Below are 26,345 nucleotides of genomic sequence, written 5' to 3' on the forward strand. Positions count from 1 at the left end.
CTACGCGTGGACCGTGATTTCCGCGACCGCAGTTGCCAAGGCCCGGGTGGCTTCCTCATAGGAAAAGCCATCGATGTGCTTGCGGGCGGTCTCGCCCATGGCGCGCAGGGTGGCCTTGTTAGATAGCGCCTGGTCGAGGCGATCGCGCAAGGCATCGACATCGCCTGCGGGGAAGGTCCAGCCTGTCTTGCCCTCGATCACGAGATCGGGGCCGGAGCCGACATGGCTGCTGGCGATGACCGGCTTGCCGAGGTTCATCGCTTCATTGAGCGCGAGTCCCCAGGTCTCACCGCGGCCCTGGGACGGGAGCACGAGGAGATCCCCGGTGGCATAGGTGCGCGGCATCTGGCTTTGGTTCTGGAAGGGGGCGAAGAAGATGGTTTTTCCAAACTGCTCGCCGGCTGCCTCACGCAGCGCTGCTTCCAAGCTGCCGCTGCCGACGAAGAGGAGCACTGGCTTGGTGTCGGTGGCCTTCATGCCGAGAAAGGCATTGAGCAGATCGAGCGGGCGCTTCTTTTCCTCAAACTTGCCGGCGAAGAGCACGACGGGAGCTTCTGCGGGGATGCCCAGTTCCTTCTTCCATTCCGCAGCCGCGCGGTGGGCTTGGGCGGAGCTGGATTGGAAGCGCTCGTTGTCCACGCAATGAGGTGCGATGCGGATCCGGTCCGCGCTGGCACCGCTGTGCAGGAAGTAATCGCGGTTTGCCTGGCCGGTCGCGAGAAAGCAATCGAAGCGGCGGAAGATCACCTGGCGCAGGAAGCGGGACAAGGCGGGCTTCCACCCGTGTGACGCGACGAGATCATGGGAATCGCCGCGGAAGATGAAGCGCACCTGCCGCAAGCGCCGCGAGAGGATCAGCCGGAGATGAGTCGCGTAAGTGTAGCCGAAGAGCAGCAGCACATCCGGCTGCCACTCCAGGATCGCCGCTTCGGCAGCGGGATTGTCCAGGCCGCGGAAGTGATGGGTTCCCGGATCCTGGCTGCGGTTCGGGATGAAGCCGTGGTCGTAGCCATCGAGCAGCGGGATGTCCCAGGTGAAGGAGGTATCGAAGGTGATGTCCCGCGTTTCCTTCACGCCGAAATCCCAGAGGTAGAAGACCTTGATCTCCAGCCCGGAGTGCTCCGCGAGATGGCGGAACCACGGCGAGTAGTACTGGATCGGGTGGGACACCACGACCGCCAGGCGCTGGCGTGGAGCGGCCGCTGCGGCGGGCTTGCCGCTGGCAGTGCCCGGGCTCTTGGGGATTTCTTCCACTTGGGTCATGGGGCGATCTTGCGGAATCTTTGCAGGTTGTGCGGGGCGTGGGCCTTTTCACTGCCACTCACCCACAGGCGCAGGAGCACGCCGCCGATCACCGCTGCGACCACGAACTGGAATGTCGCCGTGAGGAAGACACTGGCGACTTGCTCGTAAGAGCTGGCGACCATCAGGAGCGTGCCGGCCAGCGCCATGCCCTCGACCGAGAAGACGCGCTTCCGGCGCGAAACCGTTTCGAGCCATCCCATGACGAAGCCGAGGACCAGGCCGAGGATCATCGGGCCTCCGATGGGCCCGAAGTTGCCCACGCCCTCGGGAAGGAGGCCCCAGGCGATGTAGGTCTTCTCGGTTTCCTCGACACTGGATTGGCGGCCGAAGTGGAGATTCAGGCGGACCTGTCCTTCGTGGGTTCGGGGTTTGTCCTGCCACAGGAAGCGCGGGACGAAGAGGGGCGGGATGAGCGCGTAGGTCTCGCCCATCATCGGAGTGGCGGCGCGGTCGTAGAAGCACTCCATGACATAGGTCATGTTCTGGAGGTTGTTGACCCGCTCCAGGAAGGACTGGCCTTCTTCGTCCTCCTGCTTGCCGGATTGCAGGGCGACCTGTTTGCCAGCCTGGTTCCCCATGAAAGAGGAGATGCTGGCCGCAGACCACTCGACGTACAGGGATGGCAACCCGGTCAGGGAAACAGCGGTGGTGTTGGAGTCCCCGCTCCAGTACCTTTCACGAAGCACGAACTTGCCTTGGTTCAAGAAGCCCACCACAGCGAAGGTCACCAGCAGGAACTTCAAGGGCATCTTGCGGCTTCCGAGGGTGAGGCCGATGGCGGCGGATAGCACGATGCCCGCCGCTCCGGAGAGGAGGATATCTGCGATCTCCATGCAGAAGATGGCGGCGAACAAGGTCCAGAAGATCCAGGCACGCGCCACTGTAGGGCGGCTTCCAATCGCCAGTCCGCCGAAGAGCGCTCCCATCGCGCCAGCGGCCGTGGCGAAGTTCCGCATCACGGAAAACAGGCGGTCCACGCCCGGCACGATTTGATAGAGGATGCCGGACCGCGTGCTGAGGTGGAAGCCAAGGCAGAGCGTGAGAAGCAGCAGTGAAATGCCGAGGCAGCGATCCAGCGCCCGGCTGCCGGCTGCCACCACCAGATTTGCCCGCGAGGGTCGCGATATCGCTGAACTCCTGCCGACAAGCCATCCGCCCAGGCAGAACAGGAGGAAGGAGCCCGTGGCCATCGCCGAGGTCATGACGATGTCCACCTTCACGAACTTGAGTCCGGGGTGGTTGATAATCAGCGGTAATCCGTAAACGATGGCCTGCTGCAGGATGAAGACAGGGAGCAGGGGAAGCCCATGATCTCGGGCGCTGGTCCAGCAGTACAGGCTGAGGATCGCAGGAATCGCGATGATCAAGAACGGAACCACGTATTCGGGCTTGGTCACTACCAGGCGCGCAGCGGCAGCGATCCCCAGAATGAGTAGCGCCACGATGCTCGCCCGGAAGGCTGCAGCCGAACGGGACGAGAGAATCCCGTAGTCGATCTCCAGGATGCCCGCCTTGGCACGCGGGGTGGACTTTGCCCGGGTGGCTCTCATGGTGCGAACGGCTCTCATGCGGTGGCAGTTTCCCGCGCTTCACGGGTGAGGCAGCGGTGAAGGAACTCGGCGAGCAAGCCGGCCTGATGCCGGGCGGTGTGCGCGGCGAAGGCTTCCTGGTTGAGCGGGACCTGGCGCAGGGTGCCGTCGGGATTCATGGCTTCGGCCGCCACGCGGGCGCCGATGTCTTCCGGGGTGTCATGGTTGTGGAAGGGGATAACCACTCCGCCACCGGTCTTGCGGATCAGCGATACCACGGAGCTCTCTTCGTGGAAGACGGTGAGCAGCGGTTTCCCGGCGAGGAGATAGGGATAGATCTTCGAGGCGGTGTAGCCCGGGTCGTCGGAGCCGGGCACGATCAGGGCATCGGCATCCAGCAGGCAGCGCAGCGTCTGCGAGTAGGGGATGCGGTCGGTGTGCTCCTTTACCATCTCCTGCAGCCCATACCGGGTGGCGATGGGTTCGATGGTCTTCTCGCCCTTCCCCTGGCTCGCGTAGGAGGTGCCGATGAAATGGAGCCGGAGACGCTGCAGCGCCGGGTGGCGATCTTTGAGCCGCGCGAGTGCCGAGAAGATCCCGGAGACCGCCAGAACCATGTCCTCTCCACCACGCCCGATGTAGACCCAGTGTTGCAAGCCATCGGCGGGATCGAAGACCTGCTGGCGGATAGCAGAATGGCGGACGCGCTCGAGATCGACGCTGTCTCCGGGGAAGGGCAACACGATCGAGGGCAGGGAGCTGTCGGGCTCTTTGTTCCCATGGTCAGAGAGCCAGGGGTAGCGGGCGCGGAGCTGCTCGGGGTAGGCGGGCGAGACGCTGGTAATGCCGGAGCAGGCGCCGAGCACCGAAGGCTCCTGCCTGCCGGCGAACCAACTGGAAACGGCGTACTTCAGCTTGCCGCCGGGTGGAGTGACGCCGGGATTGTTCCGGTAGTAGTCACTCACCCAGGGGTCCTGGTAGTCCATGGCGAAGGCCACGCCATGGCGCTTCTTCCACTCGGGTCCCAGCACATGGATGCCGAACTGGGTGGTGGAAAAATAGACCAGATCGAAGCGCCCGCCTTCTAACAATTCATGGCCCTTCCGGCGGATCGCTGACATGGCGCGGAAGGTCAGCGTGCCCAGCCCGGGGATGCGTCTCCATTCCAAACCGAGCGCGCGCACGCGGTGAACAGGCACATCGCCCGGCAATCCTTCTTCGAGCCACGGATCCTTCGGTGCGGCCACCTGATCGGCCTCGACGCAAAGGACCTCCGCCGCGATGCCATGGCTGGCGAGGTGCGGCAGCAGCATCCTCACGCGATGCATGTCCGCCGCATTCGAAGGCGGGAAGTGGGGGGAGATGATGAGGATTCTCATCGGCGAATAGAAAGCGGGATCCAGTGCTCAGCTGTCGATGCTGTCCCGGTAGAGTTGCAGGTAGCGGTCCGCGACTTTGGCGGCAGTGAAATGAGCGTCCACATGCTGGCGGCATTTCAGGCGGTCGATCTCACCCAGGCGCTGGACGGCTGCGACGCCTTCCTCGGAATTGGCGATGTGGAAGCCATGCACGCCGTGCTCCACGATCTCGGGCACCGCGCCGCGCGGGGTGGAGATCACCGGGGTGCCACAGGCCAGCGCCTCGGCGAAGACGATGCCAAAGGGCTCGTCCCACTCGATCGGCACCACCATCGCGGCGGCCTTGCCCAAAAGCTCGTTCTTCTGTGCGTCATCGACGGTGCCGACGTATTCGATGCCGTCCTTCCCGAGGTGCGGCGCGATCTCGCGATCCCAGTAGCCCTCGGCGCTGCCACTTTCCACGCGATTGCCCGCGATCAGCAGGCGGCGTCCACTGGCCTTCGCGATGGCGATGGCATTGTGGCAGCCCTTGATCGGTTCCAAGCGGCTGAGGAATACCAACGGTGCGTCATCGGGCACGGAGGCGACGAAATCGAGGCGCTCGGGATCAATGAAGTTCGGGATGGCCGTCCATGTGCCACCACCGCGCTGGCGGCCTTTCTCGCCGAGTTGTTCGCTGCACGCGCTGAATTGAAGCCGCTTCCCATGGAGCCGCCGGGAAAGCTCGACCGTCCGGCCCGTGGGCTCGCGCTGGTAGGACATCACCATCGGGAAGCGCCTGGCGCTTGCCGCCAGTGGCAGAAGCCACAGCAGGCGTGAGAAGCTGTGAAGGAGGTCCGGCTTGAACTTCGCCACCGCCTGCTGGAGTGCGATGGCATTGCGGAAGGAATCGCCGCGGGAGGTACTGGTCAGCCCGGGCCAAGCATGGAAGAAATCCGCGGCGACCGTGGAATCGCGATGGGCGATGAGCCCGACCTCATGGCCACGGCTTCGGAATTCGTCGACCAATGAAGCGATGACCCGCTCGATGCCGCCATACAAGAGTGGCGGCACCGGCAGTTCGGCATCGGCGGTAAGGAGGATGCGCATGGTCAATCCCAGGAAGTCGATTCGAGGAGCTTGGAATCGTTGCGCACGTAGAGGACGTCCATCTGCCAGAGCGCACCATCCCGCGGGCGGTAGTACTGCGGCACCAGGTCGTAGAGGGTGAAGCCCTTTTCCGCCATGTAGAGTTGCACCTCATGGAAGACCGGCACGGGTCCGATGCGGATGACCGAAACCTCGAGCAGTAGCACCTCGAATCTCCGGATTGCTTCCCCCGCGCCGTCCAAGGCTTTCAGTTCGTTCCCTTGCAGATCGAGTTTGACGAAGTCGGGATGGAAGCCGGGCCGTTCGGCGAGCAAGGAGTCGAGGCGCCGGAGGCTGACAAGAGTGCCTTCATCGGAATCCACGATTCTCGAGTTGGTGGCTTCATTCAGGAATCGAATGTCGCCATCCCGGTCACCCAAGGCGCACTCCAGGGGCTCGGACCCGGGGACCGTGCCTGCAAGGGTCCGAAGGATCTGCTGCTCGCTGGCCTGAGGCTCCACGATCAATGCCGGCACCGGCCAGACTTCCCATGCCGATTTCACCCATTCGCCGCGGAAGGCTCCGCCATCGATGATTCCGCGTGGTGTGAAGCCCGCGCGCTTGAGATTCGCCAGGCGTGCCGGAATGTCCTGCACCGCGAACATCCGGCGCTTCCATTGCTGGCGGGTTTCGTGGGGGATCAGTTCTTTGAGGGAGGATAGGTTCATTTGACGGAAAGGGTATTGGCAACGAGCTCAAGCAGCTTCCGCTTCTCGATATCCCAGTTGAAGCGTTCGCGCCCGAGTTGGATTGCATGCCTGCGTGCCTCAAGCTGCCGGTCCGGTGAGTCGAGCCAGGCGGCCAGGGCGGCGGAGGACTCGCTGGGCTTTGTTAGATCAATCAGCATGGCGGCTTGATCCAGCTCGCCGGCGAGTTCTTCCTGCGCGAGCGTCTTGCTCAAGATCACCGGAATGCCGGCGAGCAGGAAGGTGAAGGCTTTGTTGGTAAGGCAAATGTCGCGGTTCAGCGGCTGGCGCTTTTCAAGTGCCAGGCCGGCGGTGTAGCCGGTGGCATGAGGTGCCATGGTGGCAGGGGCATCCGGAGGCAGAAGGCGGACTTCCACTTGGCCGCCACGGGCAAGCGATTCGAGGGCCGTGCGGTAGTCTTCCGCCACATGTCCGCGGAGATCCAGGCGGACGGGCCGTGCGAGCGAGCGCAGGATGCCGATCATCTCCTCCAGGCCGCGGCCGGGCCCCACCGTCTGCGAGAACCAGTAGAAGGATGGAGGCTCGGGAGATGGCTCCGGGCTGCCTGCTTCTTCGAGCGGGAAGACGTTGAGCAGCGTGGTTGGCTTGACGCCGTAGGTCTCGTGATAGGCCTTCGCGATCAGCGGAGAGGCCGCGCTGAGGTATTGGCACTTTTCCAGGAATCTCGATTCGATCTTGTGGGCGAGCTTGTTGCTCACGGCACCCGGGCCGCTTGCCTCGCTCTCACCGGAGTGGAAGTCCTCGGCGTCGAAGGCACAGAGGCTGCCATGACGTGCTGCGGCCGCGACTACGACGGGCAGGGCCGGCAGACAGTGCCCGATATAGAGGTCCGCCTTGTGGCGGAGGGCGGCGCTGCGCAGCCCGGTAAACAAGGGGTGCGATGCCCGGCACTGCACCTCGGTGCCACCTGCACCCTTCTTGAAAAGCGAGTAGGCGAGCTTTTGCTCTGCTCTCCAGCGCAGCCCGCGCGCGCGGCTGCCAAAGAGCGAAATCTTCTGTGAGGTCCACTTGGCCTTCGCCAGGACATCGGCATCGCGGGGAATCGCGGGCGCATAGGTCTCGCCATAGATCACGTGGACGCGGTGGCCCGCCTCGGCGAGGGCGTCGGCCTCCTTGACCAGGCGCGGGTTTGAGCCCAGGTGACCGGGACTGACCAAGCAGATGGAAAGTTTCTCCATGCGGGTGCTGCTTATTTCGCGAGTAGTCCACCAACCGCCTTGGCGATCTCCCGGCGGTAGTCTGCCCACTGCCAGTCGCGCGCGGTCGCTTGGGCGATTTGCCGCATTTCAGGGAGCCGCTTCCTTTCTTCAATCACCTTCGATAGTCCGGCGGTGAGCGCCGCAGCATCCGCAGGTGGGATCAGCCAGCCGTTCTCGCCCTCGCGGACCAGGTCGGCGGCGCCGGCGCGTGGTGTGGTGAGCACCGGCATGCCTTGGGCGAAGGCCTCGTTTACGACAAGGCCGAAGCCGTCGCAGAGCGTCGGGAAAACCAGCAGGTCGCCCTCTCTCATCTTCTGGAAGAGTTCGCTGCGCGGAATGCTGCCCATCAGCCGGATCTGGGCTGGCAGGTTCTTCAGCAGGGCATCGGGAAGGGTCACCGCACCATAGACATCCAGGGTGAAGGCCTTCGCTTCCGCGGCGGGCATCGCCCGGATGGCATCGATCAAGTAGTGGGCGCCTTTCCGGACCGAGAAGGTGCCGGCCCAAAGGAAGCGGAGCACTTCGTTGCCGGTGTCCTCCGTGCAGGGGTGGGTGATTGGCGGTGCACCGTAGGGAACCACGGCCACCTTCTTCTCGCTCCACCCGGCTGCCGTCCACGAGTTCGCGGTGAAGTTCGAGTTCGCCACGATCAGGTCGGAGAGTTCCCACTCCTGGTGCCGGCGTTCGGTGCGCTCGGCATGATGCTCCACCGTCAACTGACGGTAAGGGGTCGCGAGTTCCGGGAAGCGCTCGAACTCGGGCGCGAGGAGGTCTTCCACGAACTGGTGCTCGGGTGATGGCAGGTCGTAGGCGGTGCGCATCCCCTTCCGCTTGGCGGCTCCGAACATGGCCAGCGAGCCATACTCGTAGCCATACAGCACGCCGGATCCATTCAAGCGGTCCGCCACCCAGTGATCGAAGCCCTCAAGCGCCCAGTGGAAGATGCGATCGTCCATCACCGGGTCCTTGCTGACCTTGCCTGCCAGCATCCGGAAGGCTTCACGGAAGGGATAGGTCGCGACCTTGCTGCGATCGATCTCCGTGACGGCGCGACGTTTCAGGTTGGTCTCGAGATCGAAGCGGACCAAGCGTGACCCGGCCTTCGCCAGGCGTTGCCAGCTCTTCTCCGGCTGGTCCACCAGCGTGCAGTAAAAGGTGTCCAGCAGGCTGGCTTCATCCAACGCTCGGGCGACCTGCTGGGTGAAGGGTGCCGGGATGAGATGGGCGATCGAGATCATGATCGGAATAGGGGGGGGAAGGCAGCAGCCTCAGAGCGAACACCCCAGTAGCTCGGCCAAGTCGCCGCGCCCGGTGGGCAAGGCCAGGTAGTTGCAGAGGTGGGTGTGGGGATAGTGATCCTGCAGGACGGCAGGCGTGAGATTACCATCGCCGCCGATGTGGAAGATCCGCATGTCCTTCAGCCGCGAGAAGCGTTCGATGATCTTGCGTCCCGGAACGGTTTCATCCCCGTGGACTTGGTCGAGCACTTCGAAGATCCAGGCGGTCTTGCCATTTGCCAGCAGGCTGCCGGCACCATCCAGCAGAGCCATCTCGTGGCCCTCCACATCGATCTTGATCAGATCCGGCGTCGCTGAGCCGGAGGACTTCAGCCAGCTGTCCAGGGTGACGCTGTGAACCGTGGTGGCGCGGAATCCGGAAGAAACCGCATTGTCGACAATCACATGGCCAATGGTCCCGTGCGCCTTCAATGGCACGGCGAAGGAGACGCTCCCGTCGTGATCGCCCACGGCATCGCTGTGAAGCCGGATATTGGAGATGCCGTTCATTCTCTTGTGGAGTTCGATCCGCCGCTGGCAATCGGAGCTGGGCTCGAAAGCGTGGATCTCGGTCCGGCCTCCGGACAGGAGGGACAAGGCGATGGAATACAATCCGTGGTGAGCGCCGATGTCCCAGAAGCAGGAGAGCTTGTCCTTCAGCTTCGCCAGGAGATTGATCTCACCCACGTCCCATCCGTGCAGCTTGAAGTCGAACGCGTGGCTATCAGGTGCGATGGAGGGCAGCACGCAGCTCCACCAGAACTTCAGATCCTTTCCGCCTTGGGACAGGGGGAGATAGTAGTGGGCGGGGAAGTATGGAAGCTTGTGCATCCAGAACCGGACCCTGGTGTTGAGGCTGGGCATGATGGGGGATTGTTTGGGAGGTGAATGCCAGTTCAGGTGAGCTGGCGTTTGAGGGCGGAAGTGAAGGTGGAGCGATCTGCCAGTTTCCGGCAGGTCCTTTCGACATAGGCGGCCATTGCTTCGAAATTGCAGTAGCGCTCGTGGAAATCCTTGAGGAGTTCTTCCCGGCCGCTCGCCCAGCGGCGGCTTTCGTCGGATTGCAGCCAATCCCGGAGTTCGTCCAATTCACTCTCGTGGCGGACGATGGCGAGCTCACTCCAATCCACCTCATCCTCGAAGGGCAGCGCCCGCTTGTCGGTCCAGATGTAGATCGGGATGGAGCCGAGGGAGATGGCTTCGTAGAGCCGGAAACTGGTCGGGCCGAGACCCCGGGGAGCAAGGCTGAAGGTGGACCCTCGCATCACGTTTTCCCAATCCGCGCCCTTGCCGAAGAACGCGACGTCCTTCAGCGCGTCGTGCATCTTCCGCCGGACCCCGGAGACGTCGCTGAATCCATCCAGGTTTCCCATGAAGGAGACATGGTGCGATTTCTTTCCTGCCGTGTACTGGCGCTCGCGGCCGATCAGGGGCAGCGTGACGTCTCCCGTGCCGGAGCAGGCGAAGACACAGACGTTCTCCGGGAAAAGATGCCAGTCCCAGATCGGGAAGTCGTACATCCCGAGGATGGTGTAGTAGAGCCGTCCGTCATCCCGGATCGAGTCGAGGATTGCCTGCATCTCCTGATAGCGGCGGGCGAACTCACCCGGAGTGTAGCTGCCGGACTGGCACTGGAAAAAGAAGTGATCCCAAAAGATGGGCAGGTAGACCAGCGGGCGGTCCGCCGCGGACTTCCAATTGAGGAAGTAGTATTCCTCGAACCATCCGCCTTTCTTTCCCGCATAGAAATAGGTCGGTGCGCGGAGCTTCCCGGGGATCGGATGGATGCCGTCGCCCGGGCCCTGCGACTTCCATGGCGACCTGAGCTCCTTGTAGTTCCGGTGCAGGAACTTCAGCGTGGTCTTGGCCGGATTCGACTTCAGCTTGCCCAGGAAGCCGCTGCGATAGTCCGCTGCCGCACGTTTGACTTCCGGGGTGAGGTTCATGGTTCGGGGAGAGGTCCTGGCCTCGCGGGGAGGCCGGGAAAGATTTACGCGGGGCGAGCGGATACGAGATTTTGCACACGGCGTGCGGCCTTCCAACCGATCAGGCGGCGCAGTTTCAGGAAGCGCGGCGGACCGTCCGGGGAAAGATCGCTGCCACCCAGTTCGGCCACGCGCTTCGCGATGGCGGCGCGCAGGTCCGCGTGCTCCGGATAGTAGGTGTAGATGAAGTCCTGCAACATGTTCGCGCAAGCGACGCGTGCCGCTTGGTCGCTGCGCCTGGCGATGAGGTGGCCGGTACCGCGCAGCAGGGAATGATAGGCGCTCTCCACGGCCTTGCGGCTCTTCCGGCCGCTCAAGCTGCCATCGAGCCCGGAGCGATAAAGCAGGGTGGCGCCCGGTGTGAAGAGGATCTCTTCCGCACGGCACAGCACCCTGCAGAAGAACTCGAAATCATCGATCAAAGAGAGTTCCTCATCCCAGCCTCCACTCGCCTCATAGACCGCGCGCGGGATCAAGAACATCCCGGGCTGCATCATCGGGCGCGCATCGCGGAGCGCTTCGACCAGCCAATCGCCGGCATCCATGTCGCGCCGCACGCTCTGGCGATCTTCACGGAAGGTCGCGGGATCGTCGTGATAAAAGCGGCCCCACTCCGAGATCGCAATCGCATCACGGCGACCCGCAAGGCGCTCCATTTGCAGCTCGATGTGCCGCGGTGAAAGCAGGTCATCGGCGTCGAAGAACTTGATATAATCACCCGTGGCCGCGGCGGCGGCGCGGTTGCGTGCTTTTGAGGCGCTGCCCAGCCGCTCATGAATCACCCGCACTCCCTTCGGGACGTAGCCATCGAGGATCGCTCCGGAATCATCCGTCGATCCATCGTTCACCACAATGATCTCAATGCTGCTCCAAGTCTGGGCCAGCACGGAATCCAGCGCCGCCGCGACATAGGCCGCGGCATTGTGGCAGGGCATGCAAATGGAAACCTTGCTCATCTCGTGCGCATCGCCAGTTTCCACGCTTGGCCGAAGTACCACGGCTTGCTGTCCGCGACGTAGTGCTGGAGCGCTCCTTCGCCCCGGCCGACCTGCTCTTGGGTGGGGAATGTAATATAATTGCCGCGCGGCATCACCACCGGCGCCTGGCGCGCTGCCAACATCGCTACGAGCGCCTGCTCCAGATAGTAGCTGGTCCCTTCGGCTTCGAGCAGCGAGCGGCACCAAAACTCGATCTCCTCCCAATCCAGCTCCTCGCTCTTCAAGCCGCAGATGCCGACATTCAATAGCGGCGGAATCGGCGCACCGGCCAAGCGCTCCATCAGCGGGCGCGAGTATCCATAAGACTCCTCGCAATCGGTCATCAGACACGGTGAGAAGCTCTCCGCGGATCCTCCCTCGCGATCATCCCACCATTGCAAGAGCTCCACCGGCCGGCGGAAGAAAAGCATATCGGAGTCCAGCACCAGCTTCACGCCAGTCGAGCCCACGTGGATATCGGTCAGTTTCCGGATATTGACGTAGTCGACCCACCGCTGCCGCAGGATCGGGAAGCGGGACGCCGGAAGCCCGGACTCGATGCCCGCCCGCACACTCTCCTTGCGCAGCGTGATCCCGGCAGGAAACAGCCGACGCAGCGCTTCGACATGGGCTTCTTCCAAGCTGCCGTCGTCGATCAGATTGAGCGTGATGGCGCGCCCGGATTGCACCGCGAGCGTCCACGCGCAGAAGGCCGTCTGATACCAGAAGCGCCGCCCTGTTAGAAACCACACCGCGAGCGGGGCCCCGTCACCGTCGGGCGAAGGGACCGGTAAGGTATGCGCCGCGCTTTCCATCTCCCGGGCCCAGGAATCGCAGAGGAAATAAGCCTGGGGACCCCAGCGGCGGAAGCGTGCCCACTGGGCGCGGGGGCGGCGGTAGAGGACGGTTTTCGCGTCGCTCAGCTTTTGGCGGATGGCATGCATGGGGGACTGCCGGTGAAAAAAAATGGGGCTGCTACAGGATTGATCTCTTCGCTGTCGTACTTCAGCGGGTGGCGTTGCCAAGCTCGGCTCGTCCCTCGAATTGGCCGACGGCGGACTGCCAGAGGACCTTCTCCGCGGGGCCTCGCCACGCCTTGCAACGCATCCATGCCTTGGCCGCGCGCAGTGGAATGCTCTCCTTGCGGATGCTCGGCCACGGGCGAATGCCATGAATATCCAGCACCCGGATGAAGTCGCGGAAGCTCACGCGTGCGATGCGGCAGAGGTAGTCCAGGGTCAGCCTTGCGGGCGGGATCAGATGAATCAGCTCGAGCTTCGGCAAGTAAGCCAGATCCCAGCCACCTCGCAGCGCGGTTAGATTGATATCGTTGTCTTCTCCCGAGGTCAGCGACTTGCCCTTGCGGCCCAGTGCCTGACGCTTGGGATCCACTTGCACCGCTTCCGCCCAGGGCAGGATTGCCTGCTTGCGGATCATCATGCCGGCACCGATCGGCGAGGCGGCGGGATACTCGGGGCTCTGCGGATTCCAGCGCGAAAGGATCGTCTCCTCGCCCAGATCGCGGCAGCCCAGCGGCGCGATCCCCGGTTGAAACCAATGCGGTGGCGTGTCCTGATACTCGGCGATCGACTTCCCTCCGGCGACGCCGAGTTGCGGATGTCCGTCGAATGCCGCCTTGGCCTCTTTCAGATACTCCGCTGCCAGCAGGTTGTCGTCGTCCACCCACACCAGCAGGCCGTCCTCCGCTTCCCGGATCGCCCGCAGCCGCGCATGAGTGAGACCGAGTTGCGGCTCGCGGACGATTCTGCCCGCGGGATGCCAGCTCACCAAGGCATCATCGAGCGGCGTGTTGCTCGCGTTATCGATGATCAGCAGCCGCCACTCCGCGCTCGGCAGACTCTGCAAGCGCAGTGCGCCGAGAGTCCGCTGCAGGAACTCCGGCTTCGGATTGTGGGTGGGAATGATGACCGTGATCATCGGGAGACTTGGGTGCGGGCGGGAAAGGGTGGGTTAGATCGCGGCGGCATGAGACTCTTGCCTCCGGCTGCTCCGGAGCTTGCTGTGGGCGATCGCGCGCCGGTAGCTCGCCTCTTGGCGGGACAGCACTTGTGCGGGACTCAGAAGCTCCAGGATTCGGGCCCGTCCTCCGATCGCCAGGCTTCGCGCCAGCGCTGGATCCGCTGCCAATTTCAGAATCGCACGGCTGATGGCGGCGGGATCGCGGGGCGGCACCAGCAGCCCGGACTTCCCGGCTTCGATGATGTCCGCCATGCCGCCGGAAGCGGAGCCGATCACGGTCCTTCCGGCCGCCATCGCCTCGGGACAGACCAGGCCGAAGCTCTCCCAGCGGCTTGGTAGGACCACTGCGTCGCAGCGGCCGAGTTCGGCGTGCAGATCAGTCCGCTTCACCGGACCGGTGAATTCGATCTGACCCAGATGCCGGTGGCAGACCTTCCGGATCCAGCTCTCCATGTCGGTCCCCTTGTAGGGCCAACTCGGGCCAATGAAGCGGAAGCGCAGATGCGGTGCTTCCTTGAGGATCGCCGGGATCGCCTCGGCGAGTTCCGGCACTCCCTTGCGCGCCTCCAGTCGGCCGAGAAAGCCGATCACGCCGACGCGGTCGGGAAAGGGCAGCTCCAGGAGCGCCGGCTCCGGAGCGACCGGCAGCGGGAAGAATGAAACCCGGGCCGGATCCAGCGACCATGCCTGGATCAGCCTGTCCCCGATCGAGTGGCTCGGCGCGGCGACCTCGTCTGCCGAGCGGGTGAAGCGGCATTCCATGTCGAGCTCCGGCACGTAGGCGGGAGCTTTGAGCGTCGCCCATCGTCCGCGTGCCAGGGCACCCAGGGAAAATCTCGTCCGTTGTGCCAGGGAGAGCGGCTCATAGCCGGTCTCTGCCACCAGATAGCTCGGAGTGTGCAGCTTCACCACCAGCGGCAGCTGCGGAAACGCCTCCGCGATTCCCGCGCCCTCGGCACCGATCTCCGGGCTCTCCAGTACGTCGAAGGGCTTGACCCGCTGCCTTTGGCGGAAGCTATCCACGATCAGGTTCCGGAATTCATCGCGGTTGGCAGCTTGGAAGCGGTGGACCTTGATCCCGTGCGCCGTGGCAGCTTCCTCCTGCTTCGGATCACCGGCGGCGAATACCTCCACATCCCAGCCAGCCGCGCTCATCATCAGGGACGCCTGCCAAGCGTAAGTGCCGATCCCGCCGATCGCTACCGCCGGAGGAAACTCGAAACTGACAAGCGCCACACGCATTCGTCTTCAGTCCAGATTGGGGAGAGCCGCAGACCTTATCGCGGCAAGCCGGATGGCCCGGGAAAGATTCCGATCTGCTTGACCACGGCCTTGAGGAAATGGGGTTCGAAGACCGCGGAGCTCGTGCTCTTCACCGCTTCGGAGAGGCACTGGCGGCTCAGCTTGCGGTTCCTCAGGAACATCGCCGCGTTGCCCGCCTTGGCGGCCTGGCCCGCCACGTCCCGCAGCGCGATCTTCTTCAAGCGCTTGTCATGGCCCAGCCGCAGATGGATCGCGCGCCGGTACTCCGCAAAGATCTCCGCACCGACCAGTGAGGTCTTCGACTCGCCCTGCCGGCGGTGAATGCCGATGTCACCCTCGACCAGCACCGGCTTCGCGATGTTGAAAAAGCGCATCCACAGGTCGAAGTCCATGCACAGATGGAGGTCCGCCACCAGCGGGCCTGCCTGTTCCCACATCGCGCGATTCCAGAAGACCGCGGGCTGCATCAGATAGTTCCGGCTCCAGTGCAGGATCCCGGCCAGCTCGTCATGCTTGCCATGCTCCGGTCGCCAGTGGCCGAATTCCTCTCCTTCTTCACCGATGATCTGGCAGCCGCCGACCGCCCACGCCGGTCCCTTGCAATCGCCCAGCGCTGCTTGCATCCTTGCCGCAGCTCCGGGGGCCAGGCCGTCGTCGGAGTTGATCCAGCAGAGGATGTCGCCCTTGGCGCGGGTCATCCCGGAGTTGATCGCGTTGCTCTGGCCACCATCGCGCCCGCTGGTCCAGTAGTCCGGCGGGACACTCGCAGTGGCGATGATATTCGCACTGCCGTCCGTGCTGCCACCATCAAACACGAGGTGCTCGATCACTGCCGATTCTCTCTGCGAAGCGATACTTTGCAGGGCGAAGGGGAGGAACGCTTCCTGATTGTAGCTGGGTGTGACGATGCTGATCATTCTGGTGTTGGATACCGGGCTTTGAAGCGGCCCTGAACTAGTGTCGGGCCTGTCCCTTGATCAGGCTGGAGTGGACATACCAGTCGTCGAAATCGGAGATCGATTCAAAGACCCGGACGAAGCCATTGGCTGTGAGCAGGTCGAATATCCCCTGGCGCTTTTCCGTGTAGTTGTGTTCGCAAGTGATCACCGAGAAGTGCCACTTGTTGAAATCGGTTTCCCTGAGGATCTCCAGCTCGCTGCCTTCCGTGTCGATCGATAGGTAGTCGATTTGGCTCGGGGCGTTCGCGCTGGAGAGAAGATCGTTCAGCGATACGGTCTCCACTTCGTAGGAGATCCCGGCGCTTCTCGTTTGCGAGTGATGGTCGGTATCGTTGAAGTCCGCGATCGTGGACAACTCCGCCTCGTCGGCTTCGGTGAATTGGAGGCGGTCTCCCGACCGCACCCAGACGCACCTGGAATCAATGTGGCAGTTGCGATTCTTCGCCAGGTCTTTCTGCCACCTGCGGCATGGCTCGGCAAGGAGGCCCTTCCAGCCGAAGCGCTTTTCCAAGAGGTGGGTATTGCTCAATCGGCGCCCATCCGTTGCGCCAAACTCTACGAAGAAACCGTTGGTCTTGTAGTTCAGTCGGGACAGGACGAACAGGTCCTGTGCGATCTGGGATGTGGACTCGGCCGAGATTTCGGAAATGTCGCAATGGGGTTCCTGAAGCAGTTCCGAGGAAAGCTTGGAGAGGCTCGACAGAAAGAGGCACCTCTCGTCCATGAAAGTCGTCTTCTCCTCCAGGTTCCGGATCGTTTGGTGCAAGTCCTTGGTCGTGGATACCCGTGACAATTCGAGATCGAAATTGATCAGAAACCCTTTGATGGCACTTTTGATGAGCGCTTTCATTTTAGCATTGGTGTGGCGATTTCTACCCGGGACTCTAGCAGCATTGGTCCCCGATACATGGCAGGGTACGGGGAGTATGGAGCCGCTGAGTCTTCTTCGGTGATTTGGAGGTGCGCCAGGTTGCGGATGTCTTGCTTGTGGTATGAGGTGCCCAGGTAGAGCCCGATCGAGTATCTGCCTGCAATCAGGGGCAGGCTTTCGACTTTCCCGTGGATGGTAACTTGTTCGCCCGCTTTGATGCCCAGTCCGTAGGTCTCTTTCCGCGTGTCGATGGTGGCGACGCGGATGTCGAATTGATCCACTACGAACAGGGCCAGGTCCTGGAGGTGAAGGTTCTGCTTTCCGGAGAGGATGAGTTCAAATTCAAGCGACCCGCCGGATGCTACTTTCGTCGCGGACAAGTTGAGGACCGGGGCATCGATGCCTTGGGTCTGGAGCTCGCGAAGGCCTTCCGGAGGCGCCAGCATGTTCGCCTTGTTTTGCGCATAGAGCGCCAAGGCACCATCGATGCTGCCTTGGTACTCGCACTTCCCTGCCTTCAGTAGAATCGCTGAAGAGCACAGGGATTTGATGGCGGTCATATTGTGGCTCACAAACAGGACGGTGCGGCCATTCCGGGCGACATCCTGCATCTTCCCCAAACACTTCTTCTGGAAGTCGGCGTCGCCCACGGCAAGCACCTCGTCGAGAATGAGAATCTCCGGCTCAAGGTGGGCGGCCACGGCGAAGGCAAGTCGCACGTACATCCCGGAGGAGTAGCGCTTCACCGGCGTATCGAGGAATTTCTCCACGCCGGAGAAGTCCACGATCTCATCGAACTTGCGGCGGATCTCGGCTTTGCTCATGCCGAGGATCGCACCGTTCAGGAAGATGTTCTCGCGGCCGCTCAGCTCGGGATGGAAACCGGTGCCGACTTCCAGCAGCGAGGCGACGCGGCCATCCAGCACCACGCGGCCGGCGCTGGGCTCGGTGATGCGGGAGAGGATCTTTAGCAGCGTGGACTTGCCGGCGCCGTTGCGGCCGATGATGCCGAGGACCTCGCCGCGCTTCACTTCGAAGGAGACATCCTTCAGCGCCCAGAATTCCTCGATCTCATCGCCCTGCACGATCTGGCGGCCGCGGGCCATGTCCAGGGTCTTGCGGGCGAAGTTGCGGCTATGGCGGACCAAGGTGTCGCGCAGCGATTGGTAGCGCTCCTGCGGGCCTTCGTGGCCCACCAGGTAGCCCTTGGATAGCTTGTCGACGGAGATGACGACGTCGTTTGACATTCGGAGAGGGGAAGAGGGGGATTATGTAGGCTCCGGCAGCAGAGCTGCTGTTAGACGAGATCGGCGAAGGATTTTTCCATCCGGCGGAATTGGCGGATGCCCAGCCACAGGAAGAAGGCGGTGACGGCCATGCTGATGCCGAAGGAGCGGGGATCGAAGGCGGACTCACCGCCGAGCACGCACCAGCGGAAGCCGTCGATCACGCCCACCATCGGATTGAGCGAGTAGAGCAGGCGCCACTTCTCCGGGATCACGGTGCTGGAGAAGCCCACCGGTGAAATGTAGAGGCCGAACTGCACCATGAAGGGGATCACATAGCGGAAATCGCGGTACTTCACGTTCAGCGCCGTGATCCACAGCCCGGGCCCCAGCGAGCCGAGGAAGGCGAGCGCGACGAAGGCGGGCAGTAGCAGGATCTGCCAGCCGGGCACGTAGCGGTACCAGATCATCATGCCGACCAGGATCACGAAGCTGATGAAGAAATCCACCAGCGCCACCACTACTGTCGCCGTCGGCACGATCAGTCGCGGGAAATATACCTTCGAAATCAGGTTCGAATTCGAGACCAGGGAATTCGAGGCGTCTGAGAGGGCGGTGGCGAAGAAGGTCCACGGCAGCATGCCCGCGAAGACCATCAGCGCATAGGGCGCGCTTCCTTCCGTCGGCAGCTTCGCCACCATACCGAAGATGACCGTGAAAATGATCATCGACAGGAAGGGCCGGATCAATGCCCACGCCACACCGATGATGGTCTGCTTGTAGCGTACGGAGAGGTCGCGCCATGCCAGGACCTGGAAGAGCTCCCTGTAGTGCCAGAGGTCCTGCCAGTAGTTCTTTTCGGCACGGCCGGGTTCGAGAATGGTTCGCATTGGGGGGGACGGGGTTTGCCCGTTTCAGATTTTCAAGCTGCCGCCCTTGGTCGATTTCCGGAGTTCTCCGGAAAAACCTTGGGCAGAGGCCGGGGGATGGAGGGGAGGGATCAGAGGCCGAACAAGTCGTTCTCGGACCGGGGAGAGAGGAAACGAAAAGCAGTGAGCGGAGACCGGCTTGCGCCTTCAACGGCGCGAGCGCTCGAGGGCCGCGGAGGGAATGTTAGAGCGCAGGGCCTCATGCCAGGTGCGCAGGCTCTCCAGTCGCTCGGCGAGCAGCGGCGAGAGTTCTGACTCCGGTGCCGTGGTGGGCGAATCCAGGATCCGCTGGCCCGCTTCCACGCCGCTGACGAAGTTCTCCTGGATGAAGCCGGTGACCAGGCGCTTCAGCGAAAGCTCGGCGCGATAGAAGGTCCGGCGGTCGTCGGGCAGGATCACCACCTCCACGCCGCGGATCCGCTCCAGCAGCTTGAGGCCGGTGGATGCACTCGCCTTGCTGCAGCCGGATCGCTCGACCACCTCGGAGAAGCTCAGCGGCTCCTTCGAGAGATAGAGGAGATTGTAGATGAGGGCCACGGAGCGCGGAACGCCGATGGTGTCCGCCATCCGGCAAAAGTAGTATGCCAGCGACTCGCTCGCTTCGTGGTCTGCTTGAGTATGGAACTGGGTGGGCATGGCGATCGATAAGTTCAGTTGGTTCCCGTTGTTCTGCTAAGGTTGAACAGGTTCGGGCATGGTTCTTGTGCGATTAGTGGCGTGGCTTCCGCTGGAGTAGTGATGCGGAGCTCAGGAACTCCGGACCTTGCGGTTCTTCCGCTGCGTTCTGCCGCTGTCGCGGCCGTCTCCGCCGTAGCCATAGATGCCGTAGCTGCCATAGCCTCCCGAGCGGTCGGTACTATAGTAGCCGTAGGAAAAATTGTCGCCCATCAGGCGGCGCTTCTCGCGGTAGGCATTCACCACCACTCCGCTGAGTTGACTGCCATCCTCATTGAAGACCGTCAGCGCGCGCTCGAAGGCCTTCTTGCGGGTGTAATCCGCCCGCACCACCAGACACGCGTTCTGGACCAGCGGCAGGAGGATCCGGGTGTCCGGCACGGAGAGCAGCGGCGCGGTGTCCAGCACCACCACATCGAAGTTGCGGGCGGCCAGGACTAACAGTTCACGGATCTTCTGCGCGTCCATCAGTTCGCCGGGATTCGGCGCGCGGTTACCCGAAGCGACCAGGTGCAGGTTGGGCATCCCCGGCACTGGCACTGCCACCTCATGGAGGGGGACTTGGTTTGCCAGGAAATCGGTGAGCCCGCCGCCGGGGGGATTCCGGTCGCTGCCGAAGAACAGGTGGAGCGAGGGGCGGCGCAGGTCGAAGTCAATCAGCAGCGTGCGCTTCCCCTGGCTCGCCGCGGCGAGCGCGAAGTTCGCGGAGATCGATGACTTGCCCTCTCCCGGAAGCGCGCTGGTGAAGAGTGTCACCTTGCGCTTCGTTTCATCGCCCAAGAGCGACACCGAGGCGCGCAACACGCGGAACATCTCTGCATAAGTGGTGGACGAGACTCCGGGCCGGAACAGCAGCATCTTGTCCCAGTTGGCCGAAGTTTCGAGCTCGGCACCCCCGATGAGCTTCTTCGCATCGCGGTCGGCACGCTTCAAGTCGGCCGGCTTGATTTCCGAGATCGCCGCCAGGATCGGCACCCCCGTTTCGGCGGTAACCTGGGCGACGGTGTGGTAGCGGTTGTCGAGCCTGCCGAGAAGCAGGGCCAAGCCGATTCCCAGCATCAGTCCGCCCATCATGCCGGAAGTCTGGATCTTTTGCCGGTCCGGCCCTGAGGGCGGACCGGGAACGCGGGCCAGGCTGCTGGGCTCCACGATCACGTTGCGCGCGGTCTGGTCCAGGTCGAGGTCCTTGCGCTTCGATTCCATCGAATCCACGAGCTTCTTCGACCGGTCGATTTCGTTTTCCAGCTTGCTGGCGCGCGCCAGCAGGCTCTCCCTTGCAGTCAGCAGGTAGTTTTCAGGATCGGTGGTGGCGTCCGGGAGTTTCGCGTTCGCCCAGTATTCTTCATCCAGCTTCAGCTTTCGGGCCGCCTCGAAATCCTTGATGAAGCGTTCCTTGGCTTCGGCCAGCAGCTTGGTCGCCTCGATTAGCTTCGGGTGCTTTTCGCGGTAGCGGAGGGCGGCGGTGCTGAGAGCGCGTTCCTTGGCATCGAGTTCGCTGTGAAGCTCCAGGGTGCGCTTGTAGGTTGCCAGCACGGCGGTTGCCTCCTGTTCGTTCAGCTTCTCCTCCGTCGCTTTTACGGTCAGCAGTTCGATCGAGCCTCCCCGGCCTTCCTTGCTGGCCCCGCCGATGAACTGGAGGTAGACCTGCGCGATCTTGTTCGCAAGTTCCTTGGCCACCTCCGGATCGGTGTGGGTCACTGAGATATCCAGCAGCCGGGTGTAGCGGCGGGTGGAAACCTGCGTCCAGCTCCCGATCATGCCCGCGAGCGCATTTTCGGCGGGCGCTTCCTTGTTGTTCGCGCTGGGAGGCGGATTACCGAGCTTCTGTTCCAGCCACTCCGGGAGCCACCTGACCGCTGGGGGAACCAAGCCCTGCATCTTGCGGATGTTTTCGTCGCTCGCGACCATATGCATCACCTCGAAGGTGCGGATCTGCTCCGCCACGGTGTTCATCCCTTCGGAGCCGGACATGTTGATTTCCTCCACTTGGGCCCGCAGCACGGGAGCCACGGTGTGCTTCACGAGCAGCGTGCAGGTGGCGGTGTACTGCTTCGGCTTCTTGGACAGGTAGTAGTGCGAGCTGCCCAGTCCCAGGATCACGAAGATCACGATCAAGTACCAGCGCCCCAGGACTTCGCGCATCGCTTGCTTCACTCCTTGCTGGGATCCGCCATGCGCGCCGGTGGACGCCGGATGGTCGCCGTCGTGGCCGCCGGGATCGGTATCGGAATGTGGGTTGAAGGCCATGGGATGAAGGGGGAAAAAGTAAAAAGGGGGGAGGGTGAAGGAAAACGGGGTCCCGGGGGGAACTCACCAAATGCGGTCGGGAACGATGATCATGTCGTTGGGGCGCAGCGGGTAGCTCTTGCTCCCTTTCTCGATCATTTCCTTGAGATTGATTTCGGTCACCTCTCCTTGGCGGTTGATCTTAACCTTCTTCGGATTGGCGAGTTCGGTGCAGTTGCCGGCTTGGGAGATGGCGTCGATGAGGGTCAGTCGGCCATTGGCGGGGAATGGTACCGCGCCGGGTCGGCGCACTTGACCGTTGACTTGGACCACCTGGTCCGCAAAGGCGCTCCGTTTCACGGTGATCTGATCGCCGGGTTGGATCGGGACGGTGGCGTCCTTGGAGTAGGTGGCGCTACCACCGCCGGCGCTCGTCACGGTGACGCCCTGCGGGTCGGCATCGCGTGTCACTCCGCCGGCCATTGCCAGCGCTGCGGCCAGGTTCAGCTTGCCATTTGGAGGGAAGGGGAATTGCCCGCCCCCGGTGACTGAACCAGTCACCGAGATGACATCCTGGGCGTAGGCTTCGATGGTGAGGGTCACCTTCGGGTCCACGAGGTAGTCCTTGTCGTACAAGGCGCGGATCTTCTCGGTTGCCTCGGCAATGGAGAGCCCGGCAATCTTGACCGGGCCGACGAATTGCAGGACCACATCGCCGGATCTCATGATCTTCGCGGTGGCGTTCAAATCGGCCTCGTTGAAGACCTCCAGGCGGATGACGTCGTTGGCTCTGAGCGGGACATCGGAGGGCCCGGCAATGCTCTTGGTGGTGGTGAGGAACCAGCAGGCGAGCAGATAGACAGGAAGCAGGAGCAAAGTTCTCATGATCGCGGATGGTGTGGATTGGTTCGATGCAATGACCTCAGAAGCTGCTGGAGATCTGGAAGCCGAGCTGGTGGCCGCTCCAATCGCGCAGCGCATTCCCGGATTCCTGGCTCCACGAGTAGAAGATTGAAGCGTTCGCGCGGTTGGCGAAGATCGGCATTCCCAAGGATGTGTGGATGGAGAAGTAATCGGTCGAGCCCGGCCCGAACAGGCCGTTCGGCGAGGTCGAATCGTCCATCGAGTAGGTCATGTCGATGTCCCACAGGGCGCGCATGATCCGGCGGTTGTAGCCGACAGTCACGGAGGTGGTTTCCCGGTAGGAGCCGGTGGCGCTTCCGAGCGCCGAGCCGTCGGCAGTGGTGCCGTGATAGACCGTCAGGTTCATGCCCCAGATCTCGGACCAGCGGTAGGCCATGCCGAGTGAGCAGGAGAAGTCCGTGTCCGAGCCACCGGTTCCTCCCTGGTAGTCCACGAAGTCGAGACCAACCCTGCCATCAAACGAGATGCGGTTGCTGAGTTGGTACTGTGCCCGCAGCATCGGGCCGATCGTCTCGCGGTCCGCCTGGTTGGATCCCTTTTCCAGCCGCCACGAAACCCCGGGACCGATGCGGATCAGGGGCGTCGCCTGCCACATCGCGGAGAGGTCGAAGTTGAGGTTCTCGCTCGTGCTCAGATTGCCTTGGTCCGGGTCGGACCACGAATAGCTGACGCCGCCGTCGATGGTGGTCCTGGGTCCCACCCGATAGGAGGCTCCCAGATGCGCGCCCATGTTCAGCGTCTCCACGAAGAGGCCGCCATAGTAGCGGTTGACGCCTTGTTCCTTGGAGCTGTCGATCGAAGCCGTGGCCGTGAGCGCTGCGCCCGAGTATTGGGCCTCCAGGGAGAACTGGTAGCCCAGGCCGTTGAAGTCGGAGTTCTCGAAGTACGTATTGTAGTTCAGCGCCGCCTGGCCAATGACCTTGAAGCGCGTTCCTTCGGTCCGGAAGCTGAGGGTGGGGGAGATGGTGAAGGTGACCTCATCCTCCTCGTTGGAGCTCGTTTGGAAGAAGTTCGAGTCGTAGACCAGCGAACCCGTCAAAACCCAAGTGCAGGCGCCGGGCAACTTCCTCCGCGCCGCCGATCGGGCCGGCCAGGAACGGATTCGGTGCATTCGCGAACCCGCTGGGGGGCCTCACGACCGGTGCTTGGAGCTCTTTGACAGTGGTGACGCCTGTGCCCTGCTCCTCCAGCTCACCCGTCAGGCCCGGAACGTTGTCGGGTGGCGGCGGCGGCAGATCGGCCGCTGCGACCGGGTAATTGGCAGGGGGGGGGATGACCGGCGGCGGCAGCTCGCCCGGTGCCGGGTCGATGACAGGGGCGGGCTCGCCTAGTGCCTGCGGATCGCTTGGCGCGCTCGCGTGGTCGTTGGCGGGACTTGCGGCCGGTGCCTCAAGATCTTGGGCCAGACAGGGCGCCACAAGCAGGGCAGGGCAAAGGACAAGGATTTTGGAACGATGGGGGAACATGAGGGCAGCTGGGGGAAGTGGGTGGGTGATGATCAGAGACGGCTCTGATCAGGGCGGGCTATCCCGTGCAGGGAACCTGCGGGGGGATAGGCCGGCAGCTGTACGCGCAGCATCGTTCGCTATCATGACGAAAGGGGGGGCAATTTCTGGGGGGCTGGGGGAGTCGGCGGCCAATCTGCAGAGAAGTCAGATCGGACGGTTTGGAACTACAGGAACGACATAGACCGAAGCAAACCAAAATCGGACATGCGCAAAAAAGGGGTTCCCTTACATAATATTTACACATCGTGCAAAATGCTTGAAAGGTCTCTGTAAGTGATTTGCCTTCAGTTGTTAACTGAGGCTGTAGGGGAATCCCTTATCCCAAAAGCAACCGCTGTGCCACCCTCGCGTAGATATCGCGTACTAGCCAAGGTTTAAGGGTTGACCCTGCAAATTTTGCAGGCTATTCCCTTGTAATTGAGGGAGATGGCGCAGGCGGGAGGGGATTTGGAAAAGTAACCAGTCCCCCAAGATGAGAATGTCCACTCGAAGAGATTTTTTTCCAAAAAATGCCCCCTAGTGGTCCCAGTTGTGAAGGTTATCTTAAATTGTCCTGCTGGTTCCGAACTTTGTGAATCGATCTAGGGTAGCTTGGGATTGTTCTCTAATAATCTGATTATTAGTGTATTGTGGGCTTGGGTGCAAAGCTCCCAAACCGCCCGGCTCCAGAAGCTGCCGCCCTCACTCCCTTCTGAATCGGAATGAAATCATGATGTCAGGCGAATTATTCATTATTTCATCATTATGGTGACTTTTATGGTCGTGTCGCCGTCTCCAGTTGGACTCATGTCCTTAAACGAGAGGCTCGATCCCTACTAGCTTTGGAGGGGGCGGGCCTGATGTGCCCTGCTCATTCCGTTCTTATTTATCTTCTCCCGGATTGAGGCGGGCTCTTCCCGTAATGGCGTGGCCTAAACAAGGGGTTCCTTTTGTGTCCCTTTAAATTATTGGCTCAAAATTATCCTCTGATCGTTGACCATTGGTCCTGTTTCTCTCTTCGCGCCCCCACTAACCCCGCCGTGCGCTGCGGTATTCCCCGGGCGATTGGCCGATGTGGCGGCGGAAGACCTGCGCAAAGTAGTTGGCGCTGGAGAAGCCGCATTGCTCGGAGATTCGCGAGATGGTGGCGCTGGAGCTCTCGAGCATCCGGCAAGCGGCGGCGATGCGCGACTCGCGGAGTTCCTTGCCGGGGGTGGTGCCGGTGGTTTCGCGGAATTGCTTGTAGAAGGTCGAGCGGCCTTGGCGTGAGGCGCGGACCAGCTTGGAGGTGGTGAGGCCCTTGGTCGCCTGCGCGCGGATCAGGTCCACGGTGCGTGCGGTCGAGCGCGAGACCACGGCGGCCTGGCCGGTGGAGCCGCGGGCGGTGAGGGTGCAGCCTTGGATGCGGATCTCCAGCGGCGGCGGCGTGGCCCCGGGTGTTAGATGGCGCAGCATCGCTTCCATCGCCGCCTCGCCGATCTGTTCGCCGGTTGGGATCACGGTGGTGATGTGGGGGGTACAGGCCATGCACACGTCCGGGTCGTCGCAGCCGATGAGTTGGATGTCCTTAGGCACCCGCAGGCCGATCTTCTGGCAGACGCGGGAGAGGAAGGGGGCCACCTCACCGGTGAAGGTCAGCACGCCGGCGGGCTTGCGCAGGGAGCGCAGCCAATCGCCGGCCGCGCGCAGGACTGCGCCTTTCGGCTCGGAGCGCAGTTGGGCGGTGCTGATCGGCAGGGCCAGCACCGGCCCGCCGGGAACCGTTTGGTGGAAGAGTCCGGTGAGCACCTCCGCGCTGCTGCTGCGCCCGGCGACGAGCAGTGCGATGGTGCGTGCGCCGCGTGAAAGCAGGTGATCGCGGGAGACGCGCGCGACCTCCTGTGCGTTGCCCACCACCATGGTGTCGGCGATGCCAGCGGGCATGCGGCAAGCGGCGACGAAGGGGATGCCGGAGAGCTTCTTGCGCAGTGTCACCAGGTCCTGCGCGTCGTCCATGCGCAGGATCACGCCGTGGGGCTTCCAGGCTAACAGCGGCTTGGTCACGGCCTCGCGGAAGTCGGCGGCCTGCGCATCGAAGCGCCGCAGGTTGAGCCGTGCCTCGGCGTCGGCCAGGCGGCACAGGCCGCTCAGCACCTGCTGGCTGCGCATCGCGGTGCTGTCCCAGATCAGTGCGACCCGCATGGGTTCCGCGCTGGTTCTCGGACGCTTCTTCACGCGGAGAACCCTAGCCGGAACTACGGGGTTCCACGCAACCGAAATGGACAAAATCTGTAGCCGATTTCGGACGAAACTGTACGGACGGCGGATTGCCAGATTTCCTAGCTTCAACAACGACGGCGG

Annotated in this window: 22 protein-coding genes; all 22 read right to left on the reverse strand. The window is 62.7% G+C overall.

All coding sequences use genetic code 11. The features are described from left to right. A complete protein-coding gene (locus tag BV071_RS26935; protein WP_081886256.1) occupies positions 1-1,263 on the reverse strand; it encodes a glycosyltransferase family 4 protein in 1,263 nt (420 codons plus the stop codon). Further along, a complete protein-coding gene (locus tag BV071_RS26940) occupies positions 1,260-2,873 on the reverse strand; it encodes a hypothetical protein (protein ID WP_265594952.1) in 1,614 nt (537 codons plus the stop codon). The genes BV071_RS26935 and BV071_RS26940 overlap by 4 nt, the downstream gene beginning before the upstream one ends. Continuing rightward, positions 2,870-4,213: a glycosyltransferase gene (locus BV071_RS26945; RefSeq protein ID WP_052573929.1), complete on the reverse strand. Its 1,344-nt coding sequence runs from the start codon at positions 4,211-4,213 to the stop codon at positions 2,870-2,872. Before BV071_RS26945 ends, BV071_RS26940 begins: the two co-directional genes overlap by 4 nt. A 27-nt stretch (positions 4,214-4,240) precedes the next feature. Continuing rightward, positions 4,241-5,281 (reverse strand): glycosyltransferase, encoded by a 1,041-nt coding sequence (locus tag BV071_RS26950; RefSeq protein WP_035614015.1) that lies wholly within the window; start codon positions 5,279-5,281, stop codon positions 4,241-4,243. A 2-nt stretch (positions 5,282-5,283) separates the two neighbouring features. After that, the gene (locus BV071_RS26955; protein ID WP_035614018.1) at positions 5,284-5,988 is read right to left on the reverse strand and encodes an FkbM family methyltransferase; all 705 of its coding nucleotides are present in this window, start codon (positions 5,986-5,988) and stop codon (positions 5,284-5,286) included. Continuing rightward, the gene (locus BV071_RS26960) at positions 5,985-7,205 is read right to left on the reverse strand and encodes a glycosyltransferase (RefSeq protein WP_035614021.1); all 1,221 of its coding nucleotides are present in this window, start codon (positions 7,203-7,205) and stop codon (positions 5,985-5,987) included. The genes BV071_RS26955 and BV071_RS26960 overlap by 4 nt, the downstream gene beginning before the upstream one ends. 11 nt (positions 7,206-7,216) lie before the next feature. Beyond that, positions 7,217-8,464, reverse strand: a complete 1,248-nt coding sequence (locus tag BV071_RS26965) for a glycosyltransferase family 4 protein (protein WP_035614023.1) — start codon at positions 8,462-8,464, stop codon at positions 7,217-7,219. Between the two features lie 30 nt (positions 8,465-8,494). Continuing rightward, positions 8,495-9,334, reverse strand: a complete 840-nt coding sequence (locus tag BV071_RS26970) for an FkbM family methyltransferase (protein ID WP_265594953.1) — start codon at positions 9,332-9,334, stop codon at positions 8,495-8,497. 65 nt (positions 9,335-9,399) lie between these two features. Then, positions 9,400-10,449: an exostosin family protein gene (locus BV071_RS26975; protein WP_035614029.1), complete on the reverse strand. Its 1,050-nt coding sequence runs from the start codon at positions 10,447-10,449 to the stop codon at positions 9,400-9,402. Between the two features lie 44 nt (positions 10,450-10,493). Next, positions 10,494-11,444, reverse strand: a complete 951-nt coding sequence (locus BV071_RS26980) for a glycosyltransferase family A protein (RefSeq protein ID WP_035614032.1) — start codon at positions 11,442-11,444, stop codon at positions 10,494-10,496. Next, complete coding sequence (locus BV071_RS26985) at positions 11,441-12,409, reverse strand: hypothetical protein (RefSeq protein WP_052573930.1); 969 nt, start codon at positions 12,407-12,409, stop codon at positions 11,441-11,443. The genes BV071_RS26980 and BV071_RS26985 overlap by 4 nt, the downstream gene beginning before the upstream one ends. Positions 12,410-12,470: 61 nt before the next feature. Further along, complete coding sequence (locus BV071_RS26990) at positions 12,471-13,403, reverse strand: glycosyltransferase (RefSeq protein WP_035614035.1); 933 nt, start codon at positions 13,401-13,403, stop codon at positions 12,471-12,473. Positions 13,404-13,436: 33 nt separating this feature from the next. After that, on the reverse strand, positions 13,437-14,687 hold the full coding sequence (locus tag BV071_RS26995) for a glycosyltransferase family 4 protein (protein WP_075091012.1): 1,251 nt from the start codon (positions 14,685-14,687) through the stop codon (positions 13,437-13,439). A gap of 35 nt (positions 14,688-14,722) precedes the next feature. Then, positions 14,723-15,625 (reverse strand): glycosyltransferase family 2 protein, encoded by a 903-nt coding sequence (locus tag BV071_RS33765; protein WP_052573932.1) that lies wholly within the window; start codon positions 15,623-15,625, stop codon positions 14,723-14,725. A 37-nt stretch (positions 15,626-15,662) separates the two neighbouring features. Beyond that, complete coding sequence (locus BV071_RS27005; protein ID WP_035614038.1) at positions 15,663-16,517, reverse strand: FkbM family methyltransferase; 855 nt, start codon at positions 16,515-16,517, stop codon at positions 15,663-15,665. Continuing rightward, entirely contained in the window at positions 16,514-17,785 is a 1,272-nt protein-coding gene (locus BV071_RS34495) for an ABC transporter ATP-binding protein (RefSeq protein WP_075091013.1), read from the reverse strand. Before BV071_RS34495 ends, BV071_RS27005 begins: the two co-directional genes overlap by 4 nt. Positions 17,786-17,835: 50 nt before the next feature. After that, positions 17,836-18,654: an ABC transporter permease gene (locus BV071_RS27015; protein WP_035614041.1), complete on the reverse strand. Its 819-nt coding sequence runs from the start codon at positions 18,652-18,654 to the stop codon at positions 17,836-17,838. A gap of 186 nt (positions 18,655-18,840) precedes the next feature. Beyond that, entirely contained in the window at positions 18,841-19,329 is a 489-nt protein-coding gene (locus BV071_RS33770; protein ID WP_052573933.1) for a hypothetical protein, read from the reverse strand. A 111-nt stretch (positions 19,330-19,440) separates the two neighbouring features. Then, positions 19,441-21,615 (reverse strand): polysaccharide biosynthesis tyrosine autokinase, encoded by a 2,175-nt coding sequence (locus tag BV071_RS27025; protein ID WP_035614044.1) that lies wholly within the window; start codon positions 21,613-21,615, stop codon positions 19,441-19,443. A 63-nt stretch (positions 21,616-21,678) separates the two neighbouring features. After that, positions 21,679-22,479, reverse strand: a complete 801-nt coding sequence (locus tag BV071_RS27030; RefSeq protein ID WP_035614047.1) for a polysaccharide biosynthesis/export family protein — start codon at positions 22,477-22,479, stop codon at positions 21,679-21,681. Between the two features lie 37 nt (positions 22,480-22,516). Continuing rightward, positions 22,517-23,557: an outer membrane beta-barrel protein gene (locus tag BV071_RS27035; RefSeq protein ID WP_035614050.1), complete on the reverse strand. Its 1,041-nt coding sequence runs from the start codon at positions 23,555-23,557 to the stop codon at positions 22,517-22,519. 1,477 nt (positions 23,558-25,034) lie between these two features. Continuing rightward, the gene (locus BV071_RS27045) at positions 25,035-26,186 is read right to left on the reverse strand and encodes a substrate-binding domain-containing protein (protein WP_035614056.1); all 1,152 of its coding nucleotides are present in this window, start codon (positions 26,184-26,186) and stop codon (positions 25,035-25,037) included. Positions 26,187-26,345 lie beyond the last annotated feature (159 nt).

Source organism: Haloferula sp. BvORR071 (assembly GCF_000739615.1).
Classification (GTDB): domain Bacteria; phylum Verrucomicrobiota; class Verrucomicrobiia; order Verrucomicrobiales; family Akkermansiaceae; genus Haloferula.

What these genes read in the sequence shown, in the direction of transcription:
- BV071_RS26935 (WP_081886256.1), bottom strand. Translation starts at nt 1,263, where the DNA reads ATGACCCAAGTGGAAGAAATCCCCAAGAGCCCGGGCACTGCCAGCGGC.
- BV071_RS26940 (WP_265594952.1), bottom strand. Translation starts at nt 2,873, where the DNA reads ATGAGAGCCGTTCGCACCATGAGAGCCACCCGGGCAAAGTCCACCCCG.
- BV071_RS26945 (WP_052573929.1), bottom strand. Translation starts at nt 4,213, where the DNA reads ATGAGAATCCTCATCATCTCCCCCCACTTCCCGCCTTCGAATGCGGCG.
- BV071_RS26950 (WP_035614015.1), bottom strand. Translation starts at nt 5,281, where the DNA reads ATGCGCATCCTCCTTACCGCCGATGCCGAACTGCCGGTGCCGCCACTC.
- BV071_RS26955 (WP_035614018.1), bottom strand. Translation starts at nt 5,988, where the DNA reads ATGAACCTATCCTCCCTCAAAGAACTGATCCCCCACGAAACCCGCCAG.
- BV071_RS26960 (WP_035614021.1), bottom strand. Translation starts at nt 7,205, where the DNA reads ATGGAGAAACTTTCCATCTGCTTGGTCAGTCCCGGTCACCTGGGCTCA.
- BV071_RS26965 (WP_035614023.1), bottom strand. Translation starts at nt 8,464, where the DNA reads ATGATCTCGATCGCCCATCTCATCCCGGCACCCTTCACCCAGCAGGTC.
- BV071_RS26970 (WP_265594953.1), bottom strand. Translation starts at nt 9,334, where the DNA reads ATGCACAAGCTTCCATACTTCCCCGCCCACTACTATCTCCCCCTGTCC.
- BV071_RS26975 (WP_035614029.1), bottom strand. Translation starts at nt 10,449, where the DNA reads ATGAACCTCACCCCGGAAGTCAAACGTGCGGCAGCGGACTATCGCAGC.
- BV071_RS26980 (WP_035614032.1), bottom strand. Translation starts at nt 11,444, where the DNA reads ATGAGCAAGGTTTCCATTTGCATGCCCTGCCACAATGCCGCGGCCTAT.
- BV071_RS26985 (WP_052573930.1), bottom strand. Translation starts at nt 12,409, where the DNA reads ATGCATGCCATCCGCCAAAAGCTGAGCGACGCGAAAACCGTCCTCTAC.
- BV071_RS26990 (WP_035614035.1), bottom strand. Translation starts at nt 13,403, where the DNA reads ATGATCACGGTCATCATTCCCACCCACAATCCGAAGCCGGAGTTCCTG.
- BV071_RS26995 (WP_075091012.1), bottom strand. Translation starts at nt 14,687, where the DNA reads ATGCGTGTGGCGCTTGTCAGTTTCGAGTTTCCTCCGGCGGTAGCGATC.
- BV071_RS33765 (WP_052573932.1), bottom strand. Translation starts at nt 15,625, where the DNA reads ATGATCAGCATCGTCACACCCAGCTACAATCAGGAAGCGTTCCTCCCC.
- BV071_RS27005 (WP_035614038.1), bottom strand. Translation starts at nt 16,517, where the DNA reads ATGAAAGCGCTCATCAAAAGTGCCATCAAAGGGTTTCTGATCAATTTC.
- BV071_RS34495 (WP_075091013.1), bottom strand. Translation starts at nt 17,785, where the DNA reads ATGTCAAACGACGTCGTCATCTCCGTCGACAAGCTATCCAAGGGCTAC.
- BV071_RS27015 (WP_035614041.1), bottom strand. Translation starts at nt 18,654, where the DNA reads ATGCGAACCATTCTCGAACCCGGCCGTGCCGAAAAGAACTACTGGCAG.
- BV071_RS33770 (WP_052573933.1), bottom strand. Translation starts at nt 19,329, where the DNA reads ATGCCCACCCAGTTCCATACTCAAGCAGACCACGAAGCGAGCGAGTCG.
- BV071_RS27025 (WP_035614044.1), bottom strand. Translation starts at nt 21,615, where the DNA reads ATGGCCTTCAACCCACATTCCGATACCGATCCCGGCGGCCACGACGGC.
- BV071_RS27030 (WP_035614047.1), bottom strand. Translation starts at nt 22,479, where the DNA reads ATGAGAACTTTGCTCCTGCTTCCTGTCTATCTGCTCGCCTGCTGGTTC.
- BV071_RS27045 (WP_035614056.1), bottom strand. Translation starts at nt 26,186, where the DNA reads ATGCGGGTCGCACTGATCTGGGACAGCACCGCGATGCGCAGCCAGCAG.